The organism is Kitasatospora sp. NPDC001527 (assembly GCF_040298605.1).
GTDB lineage: Bacteria > Actinomycetota > Actinomycetes > Streptomycetales > Streptomycetaceae > Kitasatospora.
This window is the reverse complement of the sequence record NZ_JBEPAM010000019.1, coordinates 14,498-39,339: the sequence shown is the minus strand read 5'-3', so window position 1 is coordinate 39,339 and position 24,842 is coordinate 14,498. Positions and strand designations below refer to the sequence as shown.

Sequence of the window (24,842 nt, the reverse complement as noted above, 5' to 3'; positions counted from 1 at the left end):
ATGAAAATCGGAGTAGGCTGGGACCCGTGACCACGCCGCTCCAGCACATCCAGTCCCTGCCGAGCTGGCTCGTCGGGCGCGTCGCGGCGCGTGGACGGGGCCTGGTCGCCGACGCGATCGCGGCCCAGGGGCTGAAGCTCCTCCAGCACGCCGTGCTCGCCGCCGTGGCCGAGTACGGGCCGGTGGCGCAGGCCGAGTTGGGGCGGAGGCTCGCCGTCGACCCCAAGGACATGGTCGGCGTGCTCAACCACCTCCAGCGGGCCGGCTACGTCCTGCGCGCGCCGGATCCGGCCGACCGGCGGAAGAACGCCGTCACCGTCACCCCGGAGGGCGTCGCCGTCCTCGCCCGGTGCGCGGAGCTCGCCGAGTCGGCCAATGAAGAGCTGCTGGCCCCGCTCACCCCCGGCGAGCAGCGGCAGCTGATGGCGCTGCTCGGGCGGCTGCACGAGGCGGGGGTGTAGCCGCTACGCGGCCGGGCGGGGGCGGAACGGGACGGCGACGTCCGCGATGTGCTCGCCGTCGGCGGCGGTCAGGTGGTTCGGGTAGTACACCTCGCGATTGGACGCGCTGCGGGCGTAGCCGTGCTCGCCGAGCCAGGCGACGACGGCGTCGTGGACGGTCGCCATCGCGGCGAAGCCCGGGTGGGCCCTGGTCAGCTCGGTGTACGCCTCGCGGTGCGCCGGCTCGATGCGGACGCCGATCGGGCCGGCCGGTTCGACGGTGTTCGCCGTCGGTGCGCAGACCTCGACCGGGCCGTCGGAGTCCTCGCTCACCACGCCGTGGTAGATCGCGAAGAGGGGGCCGGACAGGCATGCGTCCGTGCTCCGCAGGTGCGCGAGCAGCTGCTCGCTCGCCTCGCCGAGGAAGGCGGGCAGGTCGGCGATGGTCACATGGCGCCGGGTGAACAGCACCTTCTGCTCGGGCACGTCGCGTTCGGCGATCTCGTACACGGTGGGGCTCCTTCCGGTGAGCACTGCTCGGGCGTAGCCCGCCGCCTCCCGGCGGGCCGTGTGCGTGCGTTCCTGCTCGCGCCAGTAGGCGTCGAGCAGGCGCGCGGACTCGTCGCCGTCCGCGTCGAGCGCGGCCGCGATCAGGGCCAGCGGCATGCCGACGGCGCGCAACAGCGCGATCCGGCGGGCCCGTTCGACCTGGGCGAGGCCGTAGCGGCGGAACCCGGTGTGCGGGTCGACGTGGGCGGGCGGCAGCAGCCCGCGCTCCCCGTAGAGGCGCAGCGCCTTGGGGCTGAGCCTGGTGAGGGCGGCGAGCTCGCCGATGGTGATCAAGTCCTCGTGCACGGGGAACACTCTGCGCCTTGCCCCAGGGAGAGGGGCAAGCGACCGTGTCGGCTGGATTGACTGGTGTGACATCCCCCGGTTGAGGGGTTGTTCCGCCGTGGAATCACCGGCAATCTGGGCTCATGACCGAGATTCTTGACGCGACGGACTGGGCGATCCTGGCCGAGCTCCAGGAGGACGGGCGGATCGCGTTCACCGAGCTGGCGCGGCGGGTGAACCTGAGCGCGTCGGCGACGACGGAGCGGGTGCGGCGGCTGGAGACGGCGGGGGTGATCACCGGCTACCGGGCCGAGGTGGACCTGGAGCGCACGGGGTACCCGGTGACGGCGGTCGTACGGTTGAAGTACCCGGGACCGGCGGCGCGGCACGAGCCGCTGCGGCGGCTGCTGGAGGAGCGCTCGGAGATCCTGGAGTGCCTGCGGACCACCGGGGACGACTGTTATGCGCTGAAGATCGCGACGACGTCGATGGGTCACCTGGAGGAGATCGTCGACGAGCTGGCCCAGTTCGGGAGCACCACGACCAATCTCGTCCTGAGCCGCCCCCTCACGCCCCGGGGCCCCGCGGTGCCCCGCGTGGGGGCGGCGGAGCAGTAGCAACACTGCTCCCATTCGAGTTGACGGCGGCTGGGGCGGCAGCCGCCGTAACGTTCAGCAGTTGTGCTCGTTTTCCTCGTTGCCGTGGACCTTGAGAGCGGTGACGACGCCGGTGATGACGGTAGCGATGGCGAGGGCGAGAAGGACGGCGAAGGCCGTGCCGATGAGGAAGTTCACGGCGTCCTGAGCCCTTCGCGGAGGAGGGTGAGGAGGTTGAGGAGGGTGGCGACGGAGGTGTCGCCGAAGTCGACGAGGAGGCGGCCGTCGATGGTGGCGCCGTTGACGGCGGCGGAGCCCCACTGGATGCCGAACGGCTTGCCCCGCTCGTGGAGTTCACGGATCAGGTCGGTCACCTCAGGCTCGGTGTAGGTGCGGAGGATCTTGTCGTGGGGTTCGAGCGGGACGTTCACGCGGCGGCCTCCAGCTCGAACCAGACCACCTTGCCGGACTTGGTGGGGGTGGCGCCGAATCGGTGGGTGAGGGCGCGCACGAGGTGGAGACCGCGCCCGGAGAGCGCGTAGAGGTCGGTGGGGATGAGGGGCTCGGGCAGGTCCGGGCTGTCGTCGCAGACCGAGACCCGCAGCGTACGGGGGCAGAGGGAGACGATGACGTGGGGCGCCCGCGTGCCCGCGTGCGTCCAGGCGTTCACGAACAGCTCGTGAAGGGCGAGTTCGGCGTCGTGGACGGCGTCGGGGTGCCAGCCGGCCGTGGTGAGGAGGGTGCGCAACTCGTGACGGACGACGAACCAGTCGGGAGGGTTGGGGGCACACATGGGGGACCTCCATGAGGTGGGGAGGAGTGAATCACCGACGGAGGATCAGTCTCTAAGAAGACAAAGGTGACTGACGATCCGTCGCGTGATCGGTGCAACACCGAGAGTAGGATGCAAAGTCAAAACGTTGCAACTGATGCGACAAGGTTGACCCTTGTGGGTGATGCTTGACCGGTGGCGTCGGATCGAGCCGATGCGGAACACTCGGGGAGAGGGAAGGAACGCTGTGGGGCTCAGGGGAGAGATCAGCCAGCGGCAGCGCCGCTTCGGCGAGGAGTTGCAGCGCCTGCGGTTGGCGGCGGGCTTGTCCGCTCCGGAGGCCGGCGCACTGGTGGGGATGAAGAGTCCGGCCGTCAGCCATACGGAGGCGGGCCGAACGGGCCTCAATCAGGAACGGCTGGGGATCTGGCTCGACGCTTACGGCTGTGAGGATCCGGTCTATCGGGCCAAACTCGCGGACATGGGGCGGCGAACGGGCAAGGGGTGGTGGTCGGAGTTCGCCGATCGCGTGCCGGATCTCGCGCTCGACCTGGCCGAGGCCGAGGACAGCGCGGCTCTGGTCGACAACTACGAGACGTTCTACGTGCCCGGCCTCCTGCAGGTGCCCGCATATGCCGAAGCGATCTACGAAGACGCTCATCGCGACCGCAAGCTGAATGCGGAAGCGGAGATCGAGTTCCGGCTGAAGCGGCAGCGGATCCTGACCGATCTCCCGCGGCGGGAGTTCAGATTCGTGATTCATGAGACGGCGCTGCGCCTGCGGTTCCCCGGCGATGAGGTCATGAGGGCTCAGCTGGCGCACCTGCTTGAGGTCTCCGAGCTTCCCAATGTGACCATCCAGGTCTTCCCCTTCACGGCGTTGCAGAAGCCGCCGCACACCAGTCAGTTCTTCCTTCTGGACCCGGGATCAGCGGCTCTCTCCACCGTTGTTGTGGATCACCCAAGCCACACCGAGTATCTTGGCGACCGGCAGTCGATCGAGACGTACCGCAGGACCTTCAACAAGTTGAGCGATCTTGCGCTGCCTCCGATCGACACCGGCCAGTCGTCCCTCGCGCTCTCGTCGTCGCGTGACTCGTGGGGGCTCATCCGACATCTTCTCTACCTGCTCCAAACGTGAAGGGCGCCTGATGCCAGAACTGCGTTGGCAGAAGTCATCGTTCAGCGGCTCAAACGCGGGCGGCAACTGCGTTGAACTTGCCGCGGGCACGGCGGGCCTTCGTCATCTGCGGGAGTCCGATGACCCGGAGAGTGTTCTGGTCATTGACGTAGCGAAGCTCGGTTCCTTCCTGCTGGCCGTCAAGGCCGGCGAGTTCGACCATCTCTCCTGATCAGCCCAGCTCCGGAGGACCTCCAGCGATGAACGCCAAAGCCTGGCGTATCCAGCTCATCGTTCGCACCACCCAGGTCGGCGTCATCGGCGGGGCCCTCTGGGGCGCCCTGGTCGCGCTCGTCGCCTTCCACTACACCTCGGTACCGCTCGGGGCCATGGTGGGCCTCCTCTTCGGGACCTTCGTCTCCATACCCACCGGCTCCCTCCTCTCCGCCCTCCCCGAACGGCTCGCGTTCCACCGATGGTCCGCCCCCGTTCTCGGGGCCCTCCTCACCGCATCCGCCGGCTACCTCGTCCTCGCCCGGATCCTCCGCGAACCGCACGCCCTCCTCCACCTCGGCATCGCCCTCCTCTTCCTCCTCTCCACCACCCTCACCGCCGCCGCCTTCTTCCTCGCCGTCCGCAGCCTCCGCCCGACCGCCTGACAACGCGCAGAGGCCGGGCGCGGACGACCGTCCGTGCCCGGCCACCGTGCCGATCACCGTCTGACGTCACCGACCACGCGCCCGGGCCCGTCCAGCCACGCGTGCTATCGATCGGGTCGGCGACCACGGCACAACCTGGTCCGCGAGCACGAAGGTGAACGATTTCGCCGTGTCGAACAGCATCGCCTGCCAGTCGTCATGGCGAGCAGGAAACAGCCGAACTCGGACGCCGACGCTTCCAACGCCCTCTCTCCGGATCACTTCCGGAGGTCGCGGAGCAGTCGGGCCAGGTCGGTCCCGTTCTCACCTGACAGACCTCGAAGGGTGCCGGGCCCGGCAGTGGGGTGGGAAGTCGGATCCGCCGACTTCCCACCCCACCGGTGGAGGACGGCGGGAACGGTGACGAGCCCGCGTAGGCTTGCTGTCGCTGCACAGCCTGGGCCGGGACGAGCGAGAGAGGGTGCTGGGTGGAGACTCCCCGTCTGGTGGAGGTGCGCCTGACCTCCTTCAAGAGCTTCACGGGCCAGTGCCTGCCGCTTCAGGACCTGACGGTGCTGATCGGCCGCAACGGCAGCGGCAAGTCCAACGCCCTGGACGGCCTGATGGTGCTGTCCCGCCTTGCCCTGGGCGAGCCGGTGCGCGATGCGCTGGACGGGCTGCGGAGCGGTGGTGAGGAGCCCATCCGTGGCGGGGCCGAGGGCTGTGCGCCGCTGGGGGCGGACAGCTTCGCCCTCGGGTGCCGCGTGCAGTCGGGCCAGGCGGTCTTCGACCTGGATGTGGAGATCGCGGTCCGTCCCGAGGTGAGGGTTCTGCGGGAGACCCTGACGGCGGTGGAGGGGGCGCTCTACGGGGGCCGCCGGCTCGCGGCCGGCCGGTCCCTGCTGGCCAGCGACACCCCGGACCCGAGCCGCACCGACCTCAAGGTCCGCTACTTCAACGGCTTGCGGGGAGTGGACCCGGGAGTCCCCTTCGCCGCCGATCGACTCCTCACCGGTCAGGTGCCGGTTCGGCTTCCCGCGACCACCGAGGCGACCAAGCTCGTCCACCGGGCCGCGCAGGACGTGCTCGCCGTCCTGCGCGAGGTCTTTCTGCTCGATCCGGTCCCGCACCTCATGCGGCAGTACGTCAACGCCCGTGACACCGAGCTCAGGCGCAGCGCCGACAACCTCAGCGCGGTGGTGGAGCACCTGCGCGGGACCGACAGGTCGGCCTTCGCCCGGTTGACGGAGCTGGTCGCGGGGATGCCCGAGTTTCCCGTACGCGGTATCACCAGCGTCGACACGAGGCTCGGTGACGTCCAGCTGGTGCTCCGCGAGTCCGGCTACCACGGCAAGGACCACGCCGTCCCCGCCAGGCTCCTCAGCGACGGCATGCTGCGGTTCCTGGCCTTCGGGACCGCGCTGCTCAGCGCACCCGTCGCCGACGGCGACGAGGCGGCGCTGCCGGCCCAGCGGCACCTGGTGATCGAGGAGATCGAGAACGGCCTCTATCCGACGCAGGCGGCCCGCGTGCTGCGTCTGATGAAGGAGGAGTCGGAGCGGCGCAGCATCGACGTGTTGTTCACCACGCACAGTCCGGCGCTTCTGAACTCGCTCGACGCACAGGACCACTCGGGTGTCGTCGTGTGCAGCCGGGACCCGGAGTCGGGTGAGAGCACGCTGGCCCGCCTGACCGATCTGCCCGGTTACATCGACCTCCTGGCGGCGGGTGACCTCGGGGATGCGATCAGCAGGAACCGCCTCGCGGACGCGCTGCGTCCGCGAGGCGGCGTGACCAGCGTCGAGGACTTCCTGAGGAGCCTGTGAATCCGTGAGCGGACAGCGCCGGTCCGGGCTCCGGTTGCCCGTCGTCGACTTCCTGGACACCTCGGTCTTCGTGGAGATCCTCGATGTGCCCCACATGAACGGTCACCGTGCCGAGGTGGTGTCGGAGATGCTCAGCCGGGAGAAGGCCGGGGTCCACTTCATCCTTCCGACCGCGACGATCATCGAGACCGGGAACCACATCTTCCAGATCAAGGAAGGCTCGGCGCGCCGCGGACGGGCCACGGTGTTCATGAACCTGCTGGAGAAGACCGCCAGAGGTGAAGCCCCGTGGAGGCTGCATCAACGGGTCTGGGATTCCGTCTTCCTGGCCGACCTCTGCCGTGGCGGAGCCACCGCGATGGACCTGGCCGAGCACGCCGTGCGTCAGCAGCTCGGCGCCGGTGACCTGAGCATCGTCGCCGAGCGGGACTTGTACGCCTCGCGGGTCCAGGCAGAGGTTCGGATCTGGACGCTGGAGGCGACGATGCAGACCTGGGCCGAACTTCCCTAGCCGCCGTCAACCGCGCAGGCGGAGGGCGTAGTAGGCGTGGAGGGCGGCTTCGGCGCCGGAGCCGGTGGCGGTCATGATGCGCTGGGCGCGGGGGGAGCGGAGGTCGCCGGCGGTGAGGAGGCGGGGGTGCTGGCGGTCGGGCGGGCAGTAGCCGTCGGGGGTGGTGGTCAGGGTGCCGGGGAGGGCGGCCGGTCGGACGCCGAGGTTGACGAAGACGGCGTCCGGGGCGAAGGTGCCCAACTCGCCCGCGGTGACCTGGCCTTCGGGGGAGCGGTGGAGGGCGAGGGCGTCGAGCCGGACGAGGGTGACGCGCGGGTCGGTGCGGACCTCGTCGGCCTTGTAGGCGTCCGCGGACGGGTGGGGGACGACCAGGTCGAGCGGGGCCCCGGGGTGGGCGCGCAGCAGGGTGCCGAGCGGGCGGTCGGCGCCGAGGACGAGGGTGCGGCGGCCGGCCAGGCGGGCGGCGTTCGCCTCCCAGAGGGGCGGCGGGGCGTCGACGGCGGAGGTGAGCCAGCCGGCCTCGTGCGGGAGGGCGGCCCGTACGCCGGTGGCGGCGATCGCGTAGCGGCCGCGGACGGCGGTCCCGGAGGCGAGGAGGACGGTGACGCCCTCGTCGTCGGCGCGCAGTTCCGTCGCCGGGGTGCCGAGCAGGACGTCGCAGGAGTCGGCGACCCGCCGGACGTCCGCCGCGACGGCGTCGGCGAAGGCCGTGCCGGTGGCGAAGCCGAGCACGTTGCCGACCGCCGGGACGCGCCGCAGGGTGGCGCCCAGTTCGCGCCGTTCGACGAGCGCCGAGCGCAGGCCGACGCTCGCGGCCATCACCGCCGCCGCGCAGCCGGCCGGGCCGCCGCCGACGATCACCAGGTCGTACGGCGCGCTGGACGTCCGGGTCACCATGGCTCGCCAGCGTAGCGGCCACCGGGAGGAAAAGCCGTTGCCGGGGCGGCCGGTGGCGTCCTAGCCTCGCCCCAACACGTCGACGGAGACGAGTACCTCCGGGCCCCGCGAGCCGAGAGAGCCGCCGGCTGCTGTGAAGGCGGCCTCGCGTCCGGGAGGGAAGACACTCCCGAGTGCGGGGAGGAAATGCCCCGCCGGCCGGCCCCCGTCACCGGGCCCGATCGAGGCCGCCGCCCGCTCCGGCGACGGCGGCGAAAGTGCGGTGGCACCGCGAGTCCCCTTCTCGCCCGCACTCCCAAGGGATCACCACGACGCCCCCGGAGGGCCGCGATGATCCACCCCCGTACCACCGACACCGCCCGCGTCCTGGCCGCCGACCTGCCCGGCCACGTCGGCGCGAGCGTCGAACTCGCCGGCTGGCTGCACCGCCGCCGCGCGCTGAAGTCCGTGACCTTCCTCGTCCTGCGCGACCGCTCGGGCCTCGCCCAGGTGGTCGCCCCCGCCGGGACGGCCGACCTGCCGGAGGAGACGGTGCTGCGCGTCCGGGGCACCGTCACCGCCAACCCCCAGGCGCCGAGCGGAGTGGAGCTGACCGGGCCGGAGATGGAGGTGCTCTCCCGCCCCGCCGCCGCCCCGCCGTTCGACCTCTTCCGCCCGGCCGTCCCCGCCGCGCTGCCGGTGGTCCTGGACGGCGCGCCCGTCACCCTGCGCCACCCCCGGCTGGCGGCGCTGCACCGCGTCTCGGCGGCCTCCGTGCACGGCTTCCGGGCGGCGCTCGACGGCCTCGGCTTCACCGAGATCCACACGCCGAAGGTCGTCTCCTCGGCGACCGAGTCCGGAGCGAACGTCTTCGCGCTGGACTGGTTCGGGCGCGAGGCGTACCTGGCGCAGTCGCCGCAGTTCTTCAAGCAGGCGATGGTCGGCGTCTTCGAGCGGGTCTACGAGACCGGGCCGGTGTTCCGGGCCGAGCCGCACGACACCGCCCGCCACCTGGCCCAGTACACCAGCCTGGACGCCGAACTCGGCTTCGTCACCGACCACCGGGACGTCATGGCCGTGGTGCGGGCCGCCCTCGCCGGGATGGTGGCGGCGGTCGCCGAGCGGGCCGGGGACGCCCTCGCGACCCTGGGCGTCGAGCCGCCCGCCGTCCCCGGGGAGATCCCGCAGCTGCACTTCGCGGAGGCGATGCGGATGCTGGGCGCCGACGAGCCGGACCTCGCGCCGGCGCACGAGCGGTGGCTCGGCGCCTGGGCGCAGCGCGAGCACGGCAGCCCGTTCCTGTTCGTGACCGGGTACCCGATGCGCAAGCGGCCGTTCTACACCCACCCCGAGCCGGGCCGGCCGGAGTACTCGAACAGCTTCGACCTGCTCTTCCGCGGGCTGGAGCTGGTCACCGGCGGCCAGCGGCTGCACCGCCACGAGGACTACCTCGCGGCCCTCGCCGCCCGCGGCGAGCCGGCCGGGCCGTACGAGGGGTACCTGCGGGCCTTCGTCCACGGCATGCCGCCGCACGGCGGGTTCGCGCTCGGCCTGGAGCGCTGGACGGCGCGGCTGACGGGGGAGGAGAACGTCCGGCGCACGGCGCTCTTCCCGCGCGACGTGCACCGGCTGACGCCGTGAGGTGAGGGCGCCGGACGCCGGTACGCCTCCGGGCGGCGCTCCCGTTCCCCGGGGCGCCGCCCGGAGGCGGACGGGCGGACGGGTGCTCAGCCCTGCTGCGGGCCCTGCGGCGCCTGCGGAGCCTGGTACGCCTGCGGGTACGCCTGCGGCTGGTACGGCGACGGCTGCGCCTGCGGGTACGCCTGCCCCTGCGGAGCCTGGTACCCCTGCGGCTGGTACGGCGAGGCCTGCGGCACCGGGGCACCCTGCCCGTACGGGGCGGCCGGCTGCGGCTGGTACGGCGAGCCGGCCGGCACCGGCGGCGCGACCGGCGCGGCCGGTTCCTGGGAGCGCGTGACCAGCGCCTTCACCGCGTTGGCTATCAGCGCCACCGGCAGGATGAACGCCTTGAAGAACAGCGTGTACGTGCCGCCCTCGAAGACGAACGCGAGGTAGTACGCGTAGCCGGTGAAGCCCAGGCCGACGAGCACGTTGAGGATGCGCCAGCCGATCTTCAGCCCGCCGAGGTTGACGGCGCCGAGGACCAGCAGCGCGAGGCCGCTGATCGCGAGCAGCACGACGTACCAGGAGAAGAGCGGCTCGGCGTCGAAGTCGAGGTTCACGAGTTTTCCCTGTGGTTCTGGTGAATGAGCGGGCACGCACGGGGCGGCCGGTGGGGACGAGAGCGCACAGTACTGGAGCCCGCCGACATCCGTCCGCACGATTTCGTCACGGTGTCATCGCCGAATCCGCCCGGCGAACCTCCCTCCCACCCCTTGAAAACTCCTCAGGAAGCGTCCGCGCGTTCGGATATGATGCCGCCGTCGCTGGTGGTTGGGGGGCGAAGCAGCGACCCGGGTGAGAGTCCCGGAGCGGCCCCCCACCTCGGCGAGCCGCCTGCTGCCGGGTTCGTCGGGTTCGCCCGCCTTTATTCCGTGAGGTCTCCCTTGCGTACTCAGCACCGCAGATCCCTGGCCCTCGCCGCTGCCGCGACCCTGGTCTCGGGCGTGGCCCTGACCGCGGCCGCCCCCGGCGCTTCCGCGCTGCCGCGCTCCGGGGGGACCACCGGGACGGTGCGGCCGGCCGTGGACCAGGGCACCCCGGGGCCGGGCGGCGGCCCGCAGGCCCCGCGCGGCCCGGTGACGGTCAGCCTCGCCGGCTTCCCCGGCACCCTCACGGCCGGCGGGCCCGCCGCCGAGTTCACCGCCACCCTGCGCAACTCCGCCGACCACGCGGTCGACGTCACCACCGGCTTCACCGTGGCCAACGTCGACTCCGGCGTCCGCGAGACCCAGCTCCGGCTGGACCACCAGGCCCCCGGCGGCGGCGCGTGGAAGGCCGCCGCGCTCAACCAGGGCGCCCGCGTCGGCGCCACCTGGAACCTGGACACCTTCGCCACCCGGCTGAGCCTGCCCGCCGGCGCCTCGGCGACCTACCGGCTGCGGCTCGCCGTCACCGCCGACGCGCCCGCCGGACGGGCCACCGGCGGGTTCACCGCGGTGGTCTCCGACCCGACCCTGCCGCCCGAGAGCCGCACCTCCGAGGCGCTCAGCCCGCACCAGGAGTTCACCACCGTCGCCGCCGGCCCCACCGTCGCGCCGACGTCCGCCCCCGCGCCCGGCGTGCCCTACCTCGGCCTGGACGCGGTGCCCGGCTCCTTCACCGCCGGCGGCGAGGCCAGGCCGTTCCGGCTGACGCTCACCAACCGCAGCGGCAAGGACGTCGCCTTCCTGCCCGAACTCACCCTCCGGGGTGCGGCGCTGCCCGCGGCCGGGGCGGCCGGGCTGGACTTCCAGGCCCCCGACGGCCAGTGGTCGGCGGCCGTGCCCGACGCCGGCCGGACCGCGCCCGGCGCGCTCACCCTCGTGCTGCGCACCCCGGACCAGGAGGCCTCCCCGGTCCGGCTGCGCGACGGCGAGTCCCGCACGCTCAACGTGCGGCTGGCGTTCGGCCAGGACGTCCCGGCGGGCGTCGTGTCGGTGCAGTTCGCCGGGAGCAGCCTGCCCCTCGGCGGGGGCGGCGCGGCGGTGCCGGCCACCAGCTCGGCGGTCGACGTGACCGTGGCCGCCGCCGCGCAGGTCACGCCGAGCGCCGCACCGAGCACGTCGGCCGCGGACGGCGGCGCCACGACTCCTCCCGCCGAGCCGTCGGCCACCGCGCCGAGCGCGACCGGCAGCGGCGGCCCGGCGGTCGGCCTCGCGGCGATCGTCCCGACCGCGCCGGAGCCGAGCGGCACGGCGGGAGCCGTCCCCGCGGCGCAGACCACGCAGACGCCGGAGGGCGGGCCCGTCGCCCCGGTGCCGGCCGTCACCGTGACCGTGGCGGCCCCGGCGCCGTCCGTCGACCTCGCCTCCACCGGCGGCTCCTCCAGCAACGCCCCGATGGCGATCACCGGCGCCACCTCGATCGCGATGGGCATCGGCACGCTGGTGGTGGCCCACCGCCGGCAGAAGGCCCGCCCGGCCCCGGCCGTACCGCCCCGCCCGGCCGGAGGCCCGGTCCCGGGTGCCGGCCCGGGCCCGGTGGCCCGCCCGGGGGCGAACCCCGCTCCGCGGCCCGCCCGCGGTCCGGCGCCGCGGCCGAAGGGGGCGAGCGAGGGATGACCGGCCACGAGGTGTTGCGCGTGTTCTGCGGCCCGGACGGCGCGCACGGCAACGCGCTGGGCGTCGTCCGGGACGGTGCCGCCGTCCCCGGCGAGGCCGGCCGGCAGGCGATCGCCCGGGAACTCGGCTTCAGCGAGACGGTGTTCGTCGACGACCCGGAGCTCGGTGCCATCGACATCTACACCCCCGGCCTGCGCCTGCCCTTCGCCGGCCACCCGTGCGTCGGCGCCGCCTGGCTGCTCGGCGTGGACCGACTGGTCACCCCGGCCGGCGTGGTCGGCGTCCGCCGCGACGGGGAGTTCACCCGGATCGCGGCGCCCGCCGCCTGGGCCCCGCCGCGCACCCTGCGCCGGCACGCGACGCCCGCCGAGGTGGACGGCCTGGCGGTGCCGCCGCCGGGTGAGTGGATCTACGCCTGGGCCTGGCAGGACGAGCCGGCGGGCACCGTCCGCGCCCGGGCCTTCCCCGGCCGGGACGACGGCATCGACGAGGACGAGGCCACCGGAGCCGCTGCCATCCTGCTGACCGCCGAACTGGGCCGCCCTCTGACGATCACCCAGGGGCGCGGCTCGCAGCTCGTCACGGGCCTCACGGCCGACGGCCTGGTCGAGGTGGGCGGCCGGGTGCGCCGCGCGGGCTGAGGGGCCGTGGAGGACACCGAGGCCGACGTCGTCGTCACCTCTGTCGGGGAGCGCCGGATCGAGGTGGTCCGTGCCCTCACCAGGCTCACCGCACTGAGCCTCTGGCGCAGCGGACGGGTACTGGCGCACGTGCCGATGACCGTCTTCCGGCACCAGCTGGAGCCGGCCAGGCGGGCGGCCGACCGGTTGCGCGAGGCCGGTGCCGCCGTGGAGCTGTGGTGCGTGGAGTGCGACCGACGCGGGCCGGAACGGGGTGAGTCGCTGGACCCGGGGCCGTGCGCGCTCAACCCCTGCCTGACGTGCCCGGCGAGCCGAGGCTGAGGAAGGGCTCGACGGCGGGGGCCGAGGGCTTCGGTGCCGCCGGTGCCTGGGCCGCCTGGGCCGTCACAGACGCCGGGGCCTTCGCCGGGGCCTTGGGGGCCGTGGCGCGGCGCAGCAGGAAGGACCGGCCGGCCGGGACCAGGGCGAGGTGGGTGGCCGCGACGCCGACGACGGCGAGCAGGATGTGGTCCACGTTGAGCACATGGCCCGGGGTCCAGGAGGAGAGGAACTCCAGCGCGGTGGCCAGCAGCGCCGAGGCGCCGGCGGTGCGCAGGAAGGACGGCAGCCAGCGGGTGGTCAGGCGGCCGCCGGCGAGCGGGAGGAGGAGGCCGAGCGGGGAGAGCAGCAGCAGTTCGCCGAGCAGTTGGCCCGCGGTCGAGGAGCGGAGCGAGGCCAGTGGTGTCAGGTTGGCGTCGTAGACCCAGGCCACCGGCAGTGGTCTCAGCACCATCCAGCCCACCAGCAGCAGGTGGACGGTGAGGCCGATCAGACCCACCACCCGCAGTGGACGCTGGGAACGCTGGACGGCCGTCGCCCGTCCGGTCTCGGTCCGCACGCCGGCACGCTCCTCGCGTGGCCTGGTGCCATCTCGCTGCACGGGGGGTAGGACGTGCACCGGCGGCGTGACGGTTCCCTGCCCGGTGTGAACTTCCCGTCGCGCGCCGGGGGTCCGGCAGGGACCGCGGGGGAGCCGCCCGGTGAACCCGGCGGCCCCGGCCCGGCGGCTCCCCGGCTCAGCGGCAGGGCGGCGTGGTGGGGGCGGTGGGCGAGGGCAGCGCGCCGAACACGTTGTCCGCCGGGGCCGTCGGCGACACCACGACGGGCGACGGCGACGGCGAGAGCGAGGGCCGCGACGACGGCGCCGCGGACGCCGCGCCGGCCCGCGCCGGAGCGGCCTGCGCCGAGGGCTGGGCGGCCGCGCCCGCGCCTCCGCCGGTCCCGGCGGTCCCGGCGGCCGGGGACGGCGCGCTCGGTGCCGTGGGTATCCGCGCCACCGTAGGACAGGCGGTCCGGCTGGCCGGCGCGCCCGCGTCCACCGGGACGGCGGTCGGGCGGATGCCGCAGCCGGCGGCCAGCGCGGCCAGCCCCAGCAGTGCGGCGGCGGCGAACGGCTGCCGTCGGCGGAGACGGTTCACTGGGCACTCTCCTGGGAGGCGGTGTCGGCCGGCGGCGCGGGCGGCGGCGTCCGCGGCAGGGTCAGCGTGAACACCGCGCCGCTCTCGCCGTTCGCGGCGGTGATGGTCCCGCCGTGGATCTGCGCGTTGGCCATCGCGATGGACAGGCCGAGGCCGCTGCCCTCCGAGCGCGCCCGCCCCTTGTCGGCCTTGTAGAAGCGGTCGAAGACGTGCGGCAGCACGTCCTCCGGGATGCCCGGACCGCTGTCCGACACCTCGACGACCACGCTGTCCCCGTCCTCGCGCACCCGCACCCGCACCGGCGAGCCGCCGTGCTTGAGCGCGTTGCCGATGAGGTTGGCGAAGACGACGTCCAGCCGGCGCGGGTCGACCACCGCCCGCACCCCGCGCGGCGCGTCCACCTCCACCGCGTCGTACCAGGCCCGGCCGTCGATGCAGGACATGATCAGGTCCGCGATGTCCACCTCGTCGGCGACCAGCTTGGCCGTGCCGGCGTCGAAGCGGGTCACCTCCATGAGGTTCTCCACCAGGTCGGACAGCCGGCGGGTCTCGCTGACCACCAGCCGCACCGCCGGCTCGATCATCGGGTCCAGCGACTCCGCCTCGTCCTCCAGGATGTCCGTGACGGCGGTCATCGCGGTCAGCGGGGTGCGCAGCTCGTGCGACATGTCGGCGACGAACCGCCGGCTCTGCGCCTCGCGCGCGCTCAGCTCCTCGACCTGCTCGTGCAGTGACTCCGCGGTCCGGTTGAAGGTCCGCGCCAGGTCGGCGAGTTCGTCCGAGCCCTCGACCTCGAGCCGGGTGTCCAGATGGCCCTCGCCGAGCCGGCGGGCCGCGTCGCCGAGCCGCCGCACCGGCCGCAGGACCGTCGCCGAGGCCGCCTGCGCGAGCAGCGCCGAGCCGATCAGCGCCAGCAGCGTGGCGATCGCCAGCGACCAGCCGAGCGTGTTGAGGTCGGCCCGCTCGTTCTCCAGCGACTTGAACATGTACGCGGTCGGCCCGGTCGGCACCACCTTGGTGCCGCCGATCACGAACGGCCGGCCGTCGAGGTTCTGCCGCTGCCAGTACAGGTGGTAGGTGTACGGGTTGGACTCGGTGATCTCGCGCGGCTTGCCCACCTGGGTCTGCAGCGGCGTCGGCACGTTGGCGAGCGTGTACTGCGTGGGGCTGGAGGAGGCGATGCAGTCCGGCAGCGCCGGGTCCGTCACCACCACGTCGTAGCTGAGCCCGGAGCTGGCGACGGTGCTCGCCAGCGCGTTCAGGTCCTCGCAGGTCGCGCTCAGCGGCAGGCTCGACACGTTGCGGCTGAGCGAGACCCGGAAGTCGTTGAGCGCGGTGTCCTGCGCGCGCTTGAGCACCGCGTCGCGGTTGAGCCAGTACGCGATGCCGGAGGCCGAGACGGCGGTGAGCAGGGCGACCGCGGCGAACACCGCGATCAGCCGCACGCGCAGCGAGCGCAGCCGCCGCCACGGGCCGGAGGAGAACCGGGCCGTCGTCTGATGGTCAGTCACAGGAGCCTGTCGTTGCGGAAGGTCAGCGCGCGCGGCGGGATATCGCCGGCGCCGGACGGAGGGTGGCGGTCACGCCGGGGGGTCCAGCCGGTAGCCGACGCCGCGCACCGTGCGGATCAGCGTCGGGGCCGAGGGCACGTCCTCGACCTTGGCCCGCAGCCGCTGGACGCAGGCGTCCACCAGCCGGGAGTCGCCCAGGTAGTCGTGCTCCCAGACCAGCCGCAGCAGCTGCTGGCGCGACAGCGCCTGGCCGGGGCGCCGGCTGAGCTCCAGCAGCAGCCGCAGCTCGGTGGGGGTGAGCTGGAGGTCCGCGCCGTCCTTGGTGACCGTCATCGCCGCCCGGTCGATCACCACGCTGCCGTAGACCGAGGAGTCCGAGCTCTCCCGCTCGCCGCGCCGCAGCACGGCCCGGATCCGGGCGTCCAGCACCCGCGGCTGCACCGGCTTGACCACGTAGTCGTCCGCGCCGGACTCCAGGCCCACCACCACGTCGATGTCGTCGGAGCGGGCGGTCAGCAGGATGATCGGCAGCTGGTCGGTGCGCCGGATCCGGCGGCACACCTCGAAGCCGTCGATGCCGGGCAGCATCACGTCCAGCACGATGAGGTCCGGCCGCTGCTCCTTGAAGAGCCTCAGACCGTCCTCACCGGAGGCGGCGGTGGCCACACGGTGACCCTGGCGGGTGAGGGCGAGTTCGAGGCCGGTGCGGATGGCGTCGTCGTCCTCGATCAGAAGGAGGAAAGGCACGGCCTCATTCTGGCTCACCCGGAGCGGCGAATCACCCCCCACCGCCCGCCCGGGGCCGCGCGGGGGCCCGGACGCCGTCCGCGCGGGAACCGGAACTCCCGCCACCGGCGTCCGTCAACGGCGGGAGGGCGCACGGGACGAAAGGCCCGGCCCTGTGACAGCCCTGTGACAGTCGACGGACAGCGCCATCACAACCGGCGGGCAGGATCTTCCATGTCGCCGCAGGACAGCGGGCCGATCGGCCCGCCGAGGCGGCGACAAGGAACCGCTCGAACCGACCAAGGGGGCGCACGATGAACGCCATGCTTCAGACCCGGACCAACCCGGCTGTCCGCACCGCGCGTTCATCGGCCACCGCCCTCCGGACCCGCCTGGAGGGCGGGACCGAGGAGACCTCCGGTGCCGTGATCGCGCGGGGGTGCGCGCACAGCACCGGTGGAAACACTGCCGGCCGCCGGGTGAGCGGCGGCGGCAGGACGGGGGAGCTGTACGGGATCGGCCGCCGGGGGAACGCGGCCGACTCCGCCGGCACCTTGACGCTGCGGGGGATCCTCCCCGTCCGCGTCGAGGGCAAGGACGCCCCGGGGGGGAACCGGGGCATCGGGGGGACCGGCCTGCGGAAGGCCGACTCGGGGGAGTCGGCCGGCCGCGAGGCCGCCGGTGCGACGCTGCTGCGGCTGAGCCCCGTGGCGGCGCCCGCCACCGAGGTGCAGCGGGACGGGGCGCAGGGGGAGCGCCCCGCCGTCACCGAGGACCACGTCACCGAGTTCACCGCGTACGTGCGCGAGCGCCGCGCCTCCCTGTACGCCACCGCCTACCACCTCACCGGTGACCGCTACGAGGCCGAGGACCTGCTGCAGAGCGCGCTCTTCAGCACCTACCGCGCCTGGGGCCGGATCACCGACAAGGCCGCGGTCGGGGGCTACCTCCGCCGCACCATGACCAACCTGCACATCTCCGCCTGGCGGCGCCGCAAGGTCAACGAGTACCCGACCGAGGAGCTGCCGGAGACGGTCGGCGACACCGACGCGATGGGCGGCACCGAGCTGCGCGCCGTGCTCTGGCAGGCGCTGGCCAAGCTGCCGGAGAACCAGCGCACCATGCTGGTGCTGCGCTACTACGAGGGCAAGACCGACCCGGAGATCGCCGACGTGCTCGGCATCAGCGTCGGCACGGTCAAGAGCAGCATCTGGCGCGCGCTGCGCCGGCTGCGCGACGACGAGCAGCTGAACACCTCGGGCGACACGCTGCGGGCGTTCGGCGAGCTGGTCGCGTAGCGCGATCGAGACGTTCCGGTCCCCCGTGGGGGTGGGTCCGGACGGGGCTCCCGTCGGGGGACGGGTAGCAGGACGGACGCGGTACGGGTGGCGCCGGCTCGGGGGAGCGGCGGCACCGGAGGGGGCCGCGGACGTCCGGGGAAGGCGGCGGGCCCGGTGCGGGGGAGACGCACCGGGCCCGCCGTTCCGTGTTCTCGGGCGCCGTCGTGGTTGTCCGGCGGCCTCGCGCAGGGCCCGCCGCGCGCCGCTCAGACGGCGGACAGCTCCCCGGCGGCGGCCACCGCCCGGATCCGCCGCCCGGCCTCGGGCCCGGCGCACGGGTGCGCGCCCAGCGCGACCTGCCGCCCGACGATGCCGCGCTCGGCCCGCATCAGCCGCCAGCCGCGGCGCAGCAGCACCGGCAGCGACTTGCGCCCCTCGCGCACGTCCCGGCGCAGCCGCCACCAGGCGGTGGTGAGCGCGCCGTTGCGCAGGCACAGGGCGTCGCCGAGCAGTTCCCCGGCGGCGCAGTCGGCGGTGATCTCGGCGGCGAAGATGCCCTCGGCGACGAACGCGCCGGCCCCGCCGAGCTCCAGCACCCGGGTGGTGACCCGGCCGTTGTCCGGGATCGAGTACACCGGCACCTCGGCCCGGCCGGTGGTGCACAGGGCGCGGATGGCCGCGACGGCCTGCTCGCGGTGCCAGGACAGCGGGGAGTCCCAGTCCACCGAGCCGTCGGGCAGCAGCGGCAGGGTCGGGTCGTCGCCGTCCTTGTAGAAGTCGTCGAGCTGGAGCACCGGCAGGCCGCTGCGCTCGGCGAGCGAGGACTTCCCCGATCCGGAGGGCCCGGCGAGCAGGACCACCCGGGCGCGGGCTATCGGCACAGGGTTCAGCGGGGAGTCACTCACGGGACACCAGTCTGACGTATCCGGGCCCGATGCCGAAACCGGCCGGAACGGGGAAAAGTCGACGGACCCGCGCCAGGGGGGGAGAGGCGCGGGTCCGTCCTGTGACCGTCCGGGCCCTGGGGGGGAGAGGGCACGGGGGACGGCCAGTCTGTGGAGTTGTGTCACCAACTCGCGGTTACGGAGTGTAGCCGCTGCGGGGACCTGGTGGTCAGATACCCATCGGGTGCCAGACCGTCTTGGTCTCCAGGAACGAGAGTAGCCGGTCCGTTCCGGGAGCATTGGTCCAGTCCTGGGCGAACGGGTCCAGCTCCGGGCGGATCACCCTCTTCAGGGTATCCGCGGCGAGCGCCTCCAGCGCGCCCGCCGCGCCGGGACCGTCGGCGGCGATCGCGCCGGTGAGGTCCAGGGCGTTGACGTCCTGGTGCGAGGCCAGGGTGGGCGCGATGTCGGCGGTCCGGCCGGACAGCACGTTGACCACGCCGCCCGGGACGTCGGAGGTGGCCAGCACCTCGCCCAGCGACAGCGCGGGCAGCGGCGCGTCGGCCGCGGCCGCCACCACCACGGTGTTGCCGGTGGCGATGACCGGGGCGATCACCGACACCAGGCCGAGCAGCGAGTGCCCGTACCCGGCCTGCGGGGCGACGACGCCGACCACGCCGGTCGGCTCCGGGGTGGAGAGGTTGAAGTAGGGGCCGGCGACCGGGTTGGCGCCGCCCGCGATCTGGGCCACCTTGTCCGTCCAGCCCGCGTACCAGACCCAGCGGTCGATCGCCGCGTCCACCAGGGCGGCGGCCTTCTTCGGGCCGATGCCCTCGGAGAGCGCCACCTCGGCGGCGAACTGCTCGCGCCGGCCCTGCAGCATCTCGGCGACCCGGTACAGCACCTGGCCGCGGTTGTACGCGGTGGTGCCGGCCCAGCCCTTGACCGCCGCGCGGGCGGCCACGACCGCGTCGCGGGCGTCCTTGCGGGTCCCGAGCGGGACGTTGGCCAGCCACTCGCCCTTCGCGTCCGTCACCTCGTACACCCGCCCGCTCTCGGAGCGCGGGAACTTCCCGCCGACGTACAGCTTGTAGGTCTTGAGGACATCAAGACGGCTCACGACATCAGACATCTCGGGCCTCGACATTCAGGTAGGGCTCCAGACCGTGCCGGCCACCCTCGCGGCCGTAGCCCGACTCCTTGTAGCCGCCGAACGGCGAGGTCGGGTCGAACTTGTTGAAGGTGTTGGCCCAGACCACGCCCGCCTTGAGCCGGTTGGCCGTCCAGAGGATGCGCGAGCCCTTCTCCGTCCAGATGCCGGCGGAGAGGCCGTAGGGGGTGTTGTTGGCCTTCTCGACCGCCTCGGCGGGGGTGCGGAAGGTCAGCACCGACAGCACCGGGCCGAAGATCTCCTCCTGGGCGATCCGGTGGGCCTGGCTGACGCCGGTGAAGACGGTCGGCCGGAACCAGAAGCCGGTGCCCGGCAGCTCGCAGGCGGGCGACCAGCGCTCGGCGCCCTCGGCCTCGCCGGCGTCGGTCAGCGCGGTGATCCGGGCCAGCTGCTCGGCGGAGTTGATCGCGCCGATGTCGGTGTTCTTGTCCAGCGGGTCGCCGACCCGCAGGGTGCCCATCCGGCGCTTCAGCGCCGCCAGCAGCTCGTCCTGGACCGACTCCTGGACCAGCAGGCGCGAACCCGCGCAGCAGACGTGGCCCTGGTTGAAGAAGATGCCGTTGACGATGCCCTCGACGGCCTGGTCGATCGGCGCGTCGTCGAAGACGATGTTCGCGGCCTTGCCGCCCAGCTCCAGCGACAGCTTCTTGCGGGTGCCGGCCACCTGCTTGGCGATCGCCCGGCCGACCGGGGTGGAGCCGGTGAAGGCGACCTTGTTGACGTCCGGGTGCGCGGTGAGCGCGGCGCCGGTGCGGCCGTCGCCGGTGACGATGTTGACGACGCCCTTCGGCAGACCGGCCTGGCGGCAGATCTCGGCGAAGCGCAGCGCGGTCAGCGGGGTGGTCTCGGCCGGCTTGAGCACGACCGTGTTGCCGGTGGCCAGCGCCGGGGCGATCTTCCACGCCAGCATCAGCAGCGGGAAGTTCCACGGGATGACCTGGCCGGCCACGCCCAGCGGCTTCGGGTTCGGGCCGAAGCCGGCGTAGTCCAGCTTGTCGGCCCAGCCCGCGTAGTAGAAGAAGTGCGCGGCGACCAGCGGCAGGTCGACGTCGCGGGTCTCGCGGATCGGCTTGCCGTTGTCGATCGACTCCAGCACGGCCAGCTCGCGGCTGCGCTCCTGGATGATCCGGGCGATCCGGAACAGGTACTTGGCGCGCTCGCTGCCGGGCAGCGCGGACCAGTCGGCGAAGGCCCGGCGGGCGGCGGCGACCGCGCGGTCGACGTCCTCCTCGGTGCCCCGGGCGAACTCGGCGAGCACCTGCTCGGTGGCCGGGTTGACCGTCTTCAGCGCCTCGCTGCCCGAGGAGTCGACGAACTCGCCGCCGATGAAGTGGCCGTAGGAGCTGGCGATGTCGCCGGCCGCGGCGGGCGACTCGGGCGCCGGGGCGTACGTGAAGAGGCCGCCCGCCGGCTTCTGGGCCACGGGCTCCTCGGTGTTCTTCTTCTTGGCCATGGTGATCAGTCCACCGTCACGTAGTCGGGGCCGGAGTACCGTCCGGTGGTCAGCTTCTGGCGCTGCATCAGCAGGTCGTTGAGCAGGCTGGAGGCGCCGAAGCGGAACCAGTGCGGGGTCAGCCAGTCGTCGCCGAGGGTCTCGTTGACCATCACCAGGTACTTCATGGCGTCCTTGGTGGTGCGGATGCCGCCGGCGGGCTTCACGCCGACCTGGACGCCGGTGGCCGCGCGGAAGTCGCGGACCGCCTCCAGCATCAGCAGGGTGACCGGCGGGGTCGCGTTGACGGCGACCTTGCCGGTGGAGGTCTTGATGAAGTCGGCGCCGGCCAGCATCGCCAGCCAGGAGACCCGGCGCACGTTGTCGTACGTCTGCAGCTCGCCGGTCTCGAAGATCACCTTGAGGTGGGCGTAGCTGCCGTCGGCCCGGCGGCAGGCCTCCTTGACGGCGACGATCTCCTGGAAGACGTCCAGGTAGCGGCCGGAGAGGAAGGCCCCCCGGTCGATGACCATGTCGATCTCGTCGGCGCCGGCGGCGACCGCGTCAGCGGTGTCGGCCAGCTTGACCGGCAGCGCGGCGCGGCCGGCCGGGAAGGCGGTGGCGACCGAGGCGACCTGGATGGCGGTGCCCCGCAGCGCCGCCTTCGCGGTGGCGACCATGTCCGGGTAGACACAGATCGCCGCGACGCGGGGGGCGGTCGGGTCGGTCGGGTCGGGGTTGCGGCCCTTGGTGCACAGCGCGCGCACCTTGCCGACCGTGTCCGCGCCCTCGAGCGTGGTCAGGTCGATCATCGAGATGGCCAGGTCGATGGCGTACGCCTTGGCCGTGGTCTTGATCGAGCGGGTACCGAGGGTGGCGGCACGCGCCTCCAGGCCGACCTGGTCGACACCGGGCAGGCCGTGCAGGAAGCGGCGGAGCGAGGCCTCGGACGCCGCGACGTCCTCGAGACCGCTGCCCGCGATGCCTGGGGCGTTGGCTGCAAGAGTGGACATAGTCACCACACCAGCATATCTACGCGCGTAGTCAACCGCTAGGGCCCGCACGCATCGATGCCGGACCGAGACCTGGGGGTGTGATCGCCGCCCCTGTGGAGAGCGGGGGGGATGGGGCAGAATCGTGGGCATGACCGATTCCGACGGCCGGCCCGACCGGGCCCCGGCCGGCTCCGATGGGGAGCCCGTGTACGCCGACCGCGTGTACCGCTCCGTTCCCGGCGTCATCTCCGGGGTGCTGTTGCTGGCCGTCGCCGCCTGGCTGATCGGGGACGCGGCGCTGAACGGCACCGGCAAGACGCCGTGGGTGTCGCTGGCCGCCGTCCCGGTCTTCGCTCTCCCGGTGGTCGCCTACACCCTGCGTCCCGCCGTCCGCGCCAACGAGCGCCGCCTGGTGGTCCGCAACCCGCTGCGCACCATCACCGCGCCCTGGGCCGCCGTCGACGCGCTGCGCGCCGGGTACTCGGTGGAGCTGCTCGCCGACGGCAAGAAGTACCAGGTGTGGGCGGTGCCGGTGTCGCTGCGCCAGCGCAAGCGCGCGGCCCGCGTCCGGGACCGCGGCGGCCGGCCGCAGCACACCTCCCGGCTGGGCATGGTCTTCGGCCAGGGCAACGCCCCGGCCGGCCCCGGCGTGCAGGGCTCGTCGGACCCCACCCGGGCCTGGTCGGACCAGGTGGTCGGCATCCTGCAGGAGATGGCCGAGCGCAACGCCTCCCGCCCCGAGGCCGCCGGGCCGATCGAGGTCCGCTGGTGCTGGTGGATCATCGCCCCGACCCTGGCCGGGCTGATCGCCCTGATCACCGTGATCGCGGTCTGAGCCGTCCGGACACGACGGAACGCGCGGAAGGGCCCGCCGGGAACGGCGGGCCCTTCCGTGTGCCGGGGCGGCGTCAGGCGGTGATGCCGGCGGCTTCGGCCAGGTCGCGCTTGATCGTGGTGAGGATCTCGGCGGCCCGGGTGCGGGCGGTGGCCAGGTCGGCGGCGGAGGCGACCGGGAGGACGACCTCCAGGTAGCACTTGAGCTTGGGCTCGGTGCCCGAGGGGCGGACCACGATGCGGGCCGAACGGACGGCCTCGCCGGCCAGGCGGTAGCGCAGGCCGTCGGTGGGCGGCAGGTCGGCGGAGCCGGCGGTGAGGTCGTCGGCGCGGGTCACCGCGAGGCCGGCCAGCACGGTGGGCGGCTGCTCGCGCAGGGTGCGCATGGCGTCCGCGATCAGCGAGAGGTCCTCGACCCGGACGGAGAGCTGGTCGGTGGCGTGCAGGCCGTGCTCCAGCGCCAGGTCGTCCAGCAGGTCGGACAGGGTGCGCCCGGAGCGCTTGAGGGTGGCGGCGAGCTCGGCGACCAGCAGGGCGGCGGTGATGCCGTCCTTGTCGCGCACGCCCTGCGGGTCGACGCAGTAGCCGAGCGCCTCCTCGTAGCCGTAGCGCAGGCCCTCGGCGCGGGAGATCCACTTGAAGCCGGTGAGGGTCTCCGCGTAGCCGAGCCCGGCGGCCTCGGCGATCCGGCCGAGCAGGGTGGAGGAGACGATGGTGGTGGCGAAGGTGCCTTCGGCCTTCTTGGCGACCAGCGCGGCGCCGAGCAGCGCGCCGACCTCGTCGCCGCGCAGCATCCGCCAGCCGTTGGCGCCCTGCCCGCCGCCGGCGGCGTTGCCGTTGGCGGGGACGGCCACCGCGCAGCGGTCGGCGTCCGGGTCGTTGGCGATGACGATGTCCGGCCCGGTCGAGGCGGCGGTGCGGAAGGCGAGGTCCATCGCCCCCGGCTCCTCCGGGTTGGGGAAGGCGACGGTCGGGAAGTCCGGGTCCGGCTCGGCCTGCTCGGCGACCACGGTGGGGGCGGGGAAACCGGCCCGGTTCAGGGCGGCGAGGAAGGTGTCGCGGCCGACGCCGTGCATCGGGGTGTAGACGACGTCGAGGTCGCGGGCGCTGTGCGGGTCGAGGATGGAGACGGCGCGGTCCAGGTAGGCCTCGACCACCGACTCGTCCACCGTCTCCCAGCCGCTCCCGGCGAGCGGGACCTCGGTGAGCGAGCCGATCGCGTCGATCTCGGCGGCGATGCCCGCGTCGGCCGGCGGCACGATCTGCGAGCCGTCGCCCAGGTAGACCTTGTAGCCGTTGTCCTGCGGCGGGTTGTGGCTGGCGGTGACGGTCACGCCGGCGGCCGCGCCGAGGTGGCGGACGGCGAAGGCGAGCACCGGGGTGGGCAGCGGGCGCGGGAACAGCGCGGCGCGCAGCCCGGCGCCGACCACCACGGCGGCGGTGTCGCGGGCGAAGTCGTAGGACTTGTGGCGGGCGTCGTAGCCGATGACGACGAGGTCGCCGAGGCCCTGCTGCTTGACGTAGGAGACCAGGCCGGCGGCGGCCCGGATCACCACGGCGCGGTTCATCCGCATCGGCCCGGCGCCGAGTTCGCCGCGCAGGCCGGCGGTGCCGAACTGCAGGCGGCCGGCGAAGCGCTCGGCCAGCTGGGCCCAGGCGATCTTGGCGGTCGCCTCCGCCTCGGGGGTCTCGGCGTCGGCGAGCAGCGCGGCGAGCTCCTCACGGGTCTGCGGGTCCGGGTCCTCGGCGAGCCAGGTGCGGGCCCGGGCGAGGAGGTCGGTGGTGGTTGCCTGCGTCATGGCTGCGGCTCCATCGGGAAGTGCGTCGGTGGTCGGCCGGGGAGGGTGCCCCGGCCCGGGCCCGGTGGGACGGGCGGGTGCGGTGGGACGGGCGGAAGGGGACGGGCGGGGCGCGAGGCCGGGACGGGGCGAACCGTACGGCGCGGTGGCGGCGCGGCGCCCGGCCGGATGGGGCGTGTCGGACCGGCGGACGCGGACGCGGACGGGGCCCGGGGCGGGTGTGATCCGGTGGTCACACCCGCCCCGGGCCCCGTCGCTCATGCCGTCCGCGCCCGC

The 24,842-nt window shown here is 73.6% G+C and carries 28 protein-coding genes; 13 read left to right on the top strand and 15 right to left on the bottom strand.

Features of this window, described 5'->3' with window-relative positions; genetic code table 11:
• Positions 1–26: 26 nt before the first annotated feature.
• Positions 27–461, top strand: a complete 435-nt coding sequence (locus ABT238_RS19325; RefSeq protein WP_350571150.1) for a MarR family winged helix-turn-helix transcriptional regulator — start codon at positions 27–29, stop codon at positions 459–461.
• A 3-nt stretch (positions 462–464) separates the two neighbouring features.
• Here ABT238_RS19325 and ABT238_RS19320 read toward each other — a convergent pair whose 3' ends face one another.
• Entirely contained in the window at positions 465–1,295 is an 831-nt protein-coding gene (locus ABT238_RS19320; protein WP_350769409.1) for a MerR family transcriptional regulator, read from the bottom strand.
• Between the two features lie 122 nt (positions 1,296–1,417).
• Here ABT238_RS19320 and ABT238_RS19315 point away from each other — a divergent pair, with 122 nt between their 5' ends.
• The gene (locus ABT238_RS19315; RefSeq protein WP_350571147.1) at positions 1,418–1,891 is read left to right on the top strand and encodes an Lrp/AsnC family transcriptional regulator; all 474 of its coding nucleotides are present in this window, start codon (positions 1,418–1,420) and stop codon (positions 1,889–1,891) included.
• 54 nt (positions 1,892–1,945) lie between these two features.
• On the opposite strand, the gene ABT238_RS19310 is transcribed toward ABT238_RS19315, so the two are convergent.
• Genes ABT238_RS19310 through ABT238_RS19300 form a run of 3 tightly spaced genes read right to left on the bottom strand, consistent with a single transcriptional unit; the run spans position 1,946 to position 2,663 of the window.
• Positions 1,946–2,068, bottom strand: a complete 123-nt coding sequence (locus ABT238_RS19310) for a hypothetical protein (protein ID WP_350571145.1) — start codon at positions 2,066–2,068, stop codon at positions 1,946–1,948.
• The gene (locus ABT238_RS19305; RefSeq protein ID WP_350769396.1) at positions 2,065–2,301 is read right to left on the bottom strand and encodes a hypothetical protein; all 237 of its coding nucleotides are present in this window, start codon (positions 2,299–2,301) and stop codon (positions 2,065–2,067) included. The genes ABT238_RS19310 and ABT238_RS19305 overlap by 4 nt, the downstream gene beginning before the upstream one ends.
• Positions 2,298–2,663 (bottom strand): ATP-binding protein, encoded by a 366-nt coding sequence (locus ABT238_RS19300; protein WP_350571142.1) that lies wholly within the window; start codon positions 2,661–2,663, stop codon positions 2,298–2,300. Before ABT238_RS19300 ends, ABT238_RS19305 begins: the two co-directional genes overlap by 4 nt.
• Before the next feature lie 226 nt (positions 2,664–2,889).
• Here ABT238_RS19300 and ABT238_RS19295 point away from each other — a divergent pair, with 226 nt between their 5' ends.
• The 5 genes from ABT238_RS19295 (at position 2,890) to ABT238_RS19275 (ending at position 6,737) form a co-directional block, all read left to right on the top strand.
• On the top strand, positions 2,890–3,783 hold the full coding sequence (locus ABT238_RS19295; RefSeq protein WP_350571140.1) for a helix-turn-helix domain-containing protein: 894 nt from the start codon (positions 2,890–2,892) through the stop codon (positions 3,781–3,783).
• A gap of 10 nt (positions 3,784–3,793) precedes the next feature.
• Positions 3,794–3,994 carry a DUF397 domain-containing protein gene (locus ABT238_RS19290; protein ID WP_350571139.1) on the top strand — a complete coding sequence of 67 codons (201 nt, stop codon included), beginning with the start codon at positions 3,794–3,796 and terminating at the stop codon, positions 3,992–3,994.
• A gap of 28 nt (positions 3,995–4,022) precedes the next feature.
• Entirely contained in the window at positions 4,023–4,421 is a 399-nt protein-coding gene (locus ABT238_RS19285; protein WP_350571138.1) for a hypothetical protein, read from the top strand.
• Between the two features lie 467 nt (positions 4,422–4,888).
• Positions 4,889–6,226 (top strand): AAA family ATPase, encoded by a 1,338-nt coding sequence (locus ABT238_RS19280; RefSeq protein WP_350769368.1) that lies wholly within the window; start codon positions 4,889–4,891, stop codon positions 6,224–6,226.
• 4 nt (positions 6,227–6,230) lie between these two features.
• Positions 6,231–6,737, top strand: a complete 507-nt coding sequence (locus ABT238_RS19275; RefSeq protein ID WP_350571136.1) for a hypothetical protein — start codon at positions 6,231–6,233, stop codon at positions 6,735–6,737.
• 6 nt (positions 6,738–6,743) lie between these two features.
• Here ABT238_RS19275 and ABT238_RS19270 read toward each other — a convergent pair whose 3' ends face one another.
• Entirely contained in the window at positions 6,744–7,634 is an 891-nt protein-coding gene (locus ABT238_RS19270) for an FAD-dependent oxidoreductase (RefSeq protein WP_350769355.1), read from the bottom strand.
• Between the two features lie 330 nt (positions 7,635–7,964).
• Between ABT238_RS19270 and aspS the strand changes: the two genes are divergently transcribed.
• A complete protein-coding gene (gene aspS, locus ABT238_RS19265) occupies positions 7,965–9,254 on the top strand; it encodes an aspartate--tRNA(Asn) ligase (protein WP_350769351.1) in 1,290 nt (429 codons plus the stop codon).
• 86 nt (positions 9,255–9,340) lie between these two features.
• On the opposite strand, the gene ABT238_RS19260 is transcribed toward aspS, so the two are convergent.
• Positions 9,341–9,856: a hypothetical protein gene (locus ABT238_RS19260; RefSeq protein ID WP_350571972.1), complete on the bottom strand. Its 516-nt coding sequence runs from the start codon at positions 9,854–9,856 to the stop codon at positions 9,341–9,343.
• Positions 9,857–10,180: 324 nt separating this feature from the next.
• Between ABT238_RS19260 and ABT238_RS19255 the strand changes: the two genes are divergently transcribed.
• From ABT238_RS19255 to ABT238_RS19245, 3 genes are read left to right on the top strand one after another with little or no spacing between them, the layout of a single operon-like run.
• Complete coding sequence (locus ABT238_RS19255) at positions 10,181–11,836, top strand: hypothetical protein (protein WP_350571971.1); 1,656 nt, start codon at positions 10,181–10,183, stop codon at positions 11,834–11,836.
• Positions 11,833–12,477 carry a PhzF family phenazine biosynthesis protein gene (locus tag ABT238_RS19250; protein ID WP_350571970.1) on the top strand — a complete coding sequence of 215 codons (645 nt, stop codon included), beginning with the start codon at positions 11,833–11,835 and terminating at the stop codon, positions 12,475–12,477. The genes ABT238_RS19255 and ABT238_RS19250 overlap by 4 nt, the downstream gene beginning before the upstream one ends.
• Positions 12,478–12,483: 6 nt before the next feature.
• Positions 12,484–12,798 carry a ribosomal protein L7/L12 gene (locus ABT238_RS19245; RefSeq protein ID WP_350571969.1) on the top strand — a complete coding sequence of 105 codons (315 nt, stop codon included), beginning with the start codon at positions 12,484–12,486 and terminating at the stop codon, positions 12,796–12,798.
• Here ABT238_RS19245 and ABT238_RS19240 read toward each other — a convergent pair.
• From ABT238_RS19240 to ABT238_RS19225, 4 genes are all read right to left on the bottom strand, one after another.
• Positions 12,761–13,354, bottom strand: a complete 594-nt coding sequence (locus tag ABT238_RS19240) for a VanZ family protein (protein WP_350571968.1) — start codon at positions 13,352–13,354, stop codon at positions 12,761–12,763. The two genes, ABT238_RS19245 and ABT238_RS19240, sit on opposite strands and share 38 nt — an antisense overlap.
• A gap of 178 nt (positions 13,355–13,532) precedes the next feature.
• Positions 13,533–13,934: a hypothetical protein gene (locus ABT238_RS19235; RefSeq protein WP_350571967.1), complete on the bottom strand. Its 402-nt coding sequence runs from the start codon at positions 13,932–13,934 to the stop codon at positions 13,533–13,535.
• Positions 13,931–15,445 (bottom strand): ATP-binding protein, encoded by a 1,515-nt coding sequence (locus ABT238_RS19230; protein ID WP_350571966.1) that lies wholly within the window; start codon positions 15,443–15,445, stop codon positions 13,931–13,933. Before ABT238_RS19230 ends, ABT238_RS19235 begins: the two co-directional genes overlap by 4 nt.
• Positions 15,446–15,514: 69 nt before the next feature.
• A complete protein-coding gene (locus tag ABT238_RS19225) occupies positions 15,515–16,192 on the bottom strand; it encodes a response regulator (protein WP_350553901.1) in 678 nt (225 codons plus the stop codon).
• A gap of 302 nt (positions 16,193–16,494) precedes the next feature.
• On the opposite strand from ABT238_RS19225, the gene ABT238_RS19220 reads away from it, so the two are divergent.
• The gene (locus ABT238_RS19220) at positions 16,495–17,469 is read left to right on the top strand and encodes a SigE family RNA polymerase sigma factor (RefSeq protein WP_502891448.1); all 975 of its coding nucleotides are present in this window, start codon (positions 16,495–16,497) and stop codon (positions 17,467–17,469) included.
• Between the two features lie 248 nt (positions 17,470–17,717).
• Here the strand turns inward: ABT238_RS19220 and ABT238_RS19215 are convergent, their stop codons facing one another.
• From ABT238_RS19215 to deoC, 4 genes are all read right to left on the bottom strand, one after another.
• Positions 17,718–18,356, bottom strand: a complete 639-nt coding sequence (locus ABT238_RS19215) for a uridine kinase family protein (protein ID WP_350571965.1) — start codon at positions 18,354–18,356, stop codon at positions 17,718–17,720.
• Positions 18,357–18,564: 208 nt separating this feature from the next.
• On the bottom strand, positions 18,565–19,467 hold the full coding sequence (locus ABT238_RS19210) for an aldehyde dehydrogenase family protein (RefSeq protein ID WP_350571964.1): 903 nt from the start codon (positions 19,465–19,467) through the stop codon (positions 18,565–18,567).
• Positions 19,460–20,959, bottom strand: coding sequence for an aldehyde dehydrogenase family protein (locus ABT238_RS19205; protein WP_350769269.1), 1,500 nt, complete (start codon positions 20,957–20,959; stop codon positions 19,460–19,462). Before ABT238_RS19205 ends, ABT238_RS19210 begins: the two co-directional genes overlap by 8 nt.
• A 5-nt stretch (positions 20,960–20,964) precedes the next feature.
• Entirely contained in the window at positions 20,965–21,951 is a 987-nt protein-coding gene (gene deoC, locus ABT238_RS19200; RefSeq protein WP_350571962.1) for a deoxyribose-phosphate aldolase, read from the bottom strand.
• 130 nt (positions 21,952–22,081) lie between these two features.
• On the opposite strand from deoC, the gene ABT238_RS19195 reads away from it, so the two are divergent.
• Positions 22,082–22,768: a PH domain-containing protein gene (locus ABT238_RS19195; protein WP_350571961.1), complete on the top strand. Its 687-nt coding sequence runs from the start codon at positions 22,082–22,084 to the stop codon at positions 22,766–22,768.
• A 73-nt stretch (positions 22,769–22,841) separates the two neighbouring features.
• Here ABT238_RS19195 and ABT238_RS19190 read toward each other — a convergent pair whose 3' ends face one another.
• Positions 22,842–24,566, bottom strand: coding sequence for a phospho-sugar mutase (locus tag ABT238_RS19190; protein WP_350769253.1), 1,725 nt, complete (start codon positions 24,564–24,566; stop codon positions 22,842–22,844).
• Between the last annotated feature and the right edge of the window lie 276 nt (positions 24,567–24,842).

Bases quoted from the DNA above. Each gene is read 5' to 3' on its own strand.
- ABT238_RS19315 (WP_350571147.1), top strand. From the start codon at position 1,418: ATGACCGAGATTCTTGACGCGACGGACTGGGCGATCCTGGCCGAGCTC.
- ABT238_RS19300 (WP_350571142.1), bottom strand. From the start codon at position 2,663: ATGTGTGCCCCCAACCCTCCCGACTGGTTCGTCGTCCGTCACGAGTTG.
- ABT238_RS19290 (WP_350571139.1), top strand. From the start codon at position 3,794: ATGCCAGAACTGCGTTGGCAGAAGTCATCGTTCAGCGGCTCAAACGCG.
- ABT238_RS19285 (WP_350571138.1), top strand. From the start codon at position 4,023: ATGAACGCCAAAGCCTGGCGTATCCAGCTCATCGTTCGCACCACCCAG.
- ABT238_RS19270 (WP_350769355.1), bottom strand. From the start codon at position 7,634: ATGGTGACCCGGACGTCCAGCGCGCCGTACGACCTGGTGATCGTCGGC.
- aspS (WP_350769351.1), top strand. From the start codon at position 7,965: ATGATCCACCCCCGTACCACCGACACCGCCCGCGTCCTGGCCGCCGAC.
- ABT238_RS19250 (WP_350571970.1), top strand. From the start codon at position 11,833: ATGACCGGCCACGAGGTGTTGCGCGTGTTCTGCGGCCCGGACGGCGCG.
- ABT238_RS19220 (WP_502891448.1), top strand. From the start codon at position 16,495: ATGCTTCAGACCCGGACCAACCCGGCTGTCCGCACCGCGCGTTCATCG.
- ABT238_RS19210 (WP_350571964.1), bottom strand. From the start codon at position 19,467: ATGTCTGATGTCGTGAGCCGTCTTGATGTCCTCAAGACCTACAAGCTG.
- ABT238_RS19205 (WP_350769269.1), bottom strand. From the start codon at position 20,959: ATGGCCAAGAAGAAGAACACCGAGGAGCCCGTGGCCCAGAAGCCGGCG.
- deoC (WP_350571962.1), bottom strand. From the start codon at position 21,951: ATGTCCACTCTTGCAGCCAACGCCCCAGGCATCGCGGGCAGCGGTCTC.
- ABT238_RS19195 (WP_350571961.1), top strand. From the start codon at position 22,082: ATGACCGATTCCGACGGCCGGCCCGACCGGGCCCCGGCCGGCTCCGAT.
- ABT238_RS19190 (WP_350769253.1), bottom strand. From the start codon at position 24,566: ATGACGCAGGCAACCACCACCGACCTCCTCGCCCGGGCCCGCACCTGG.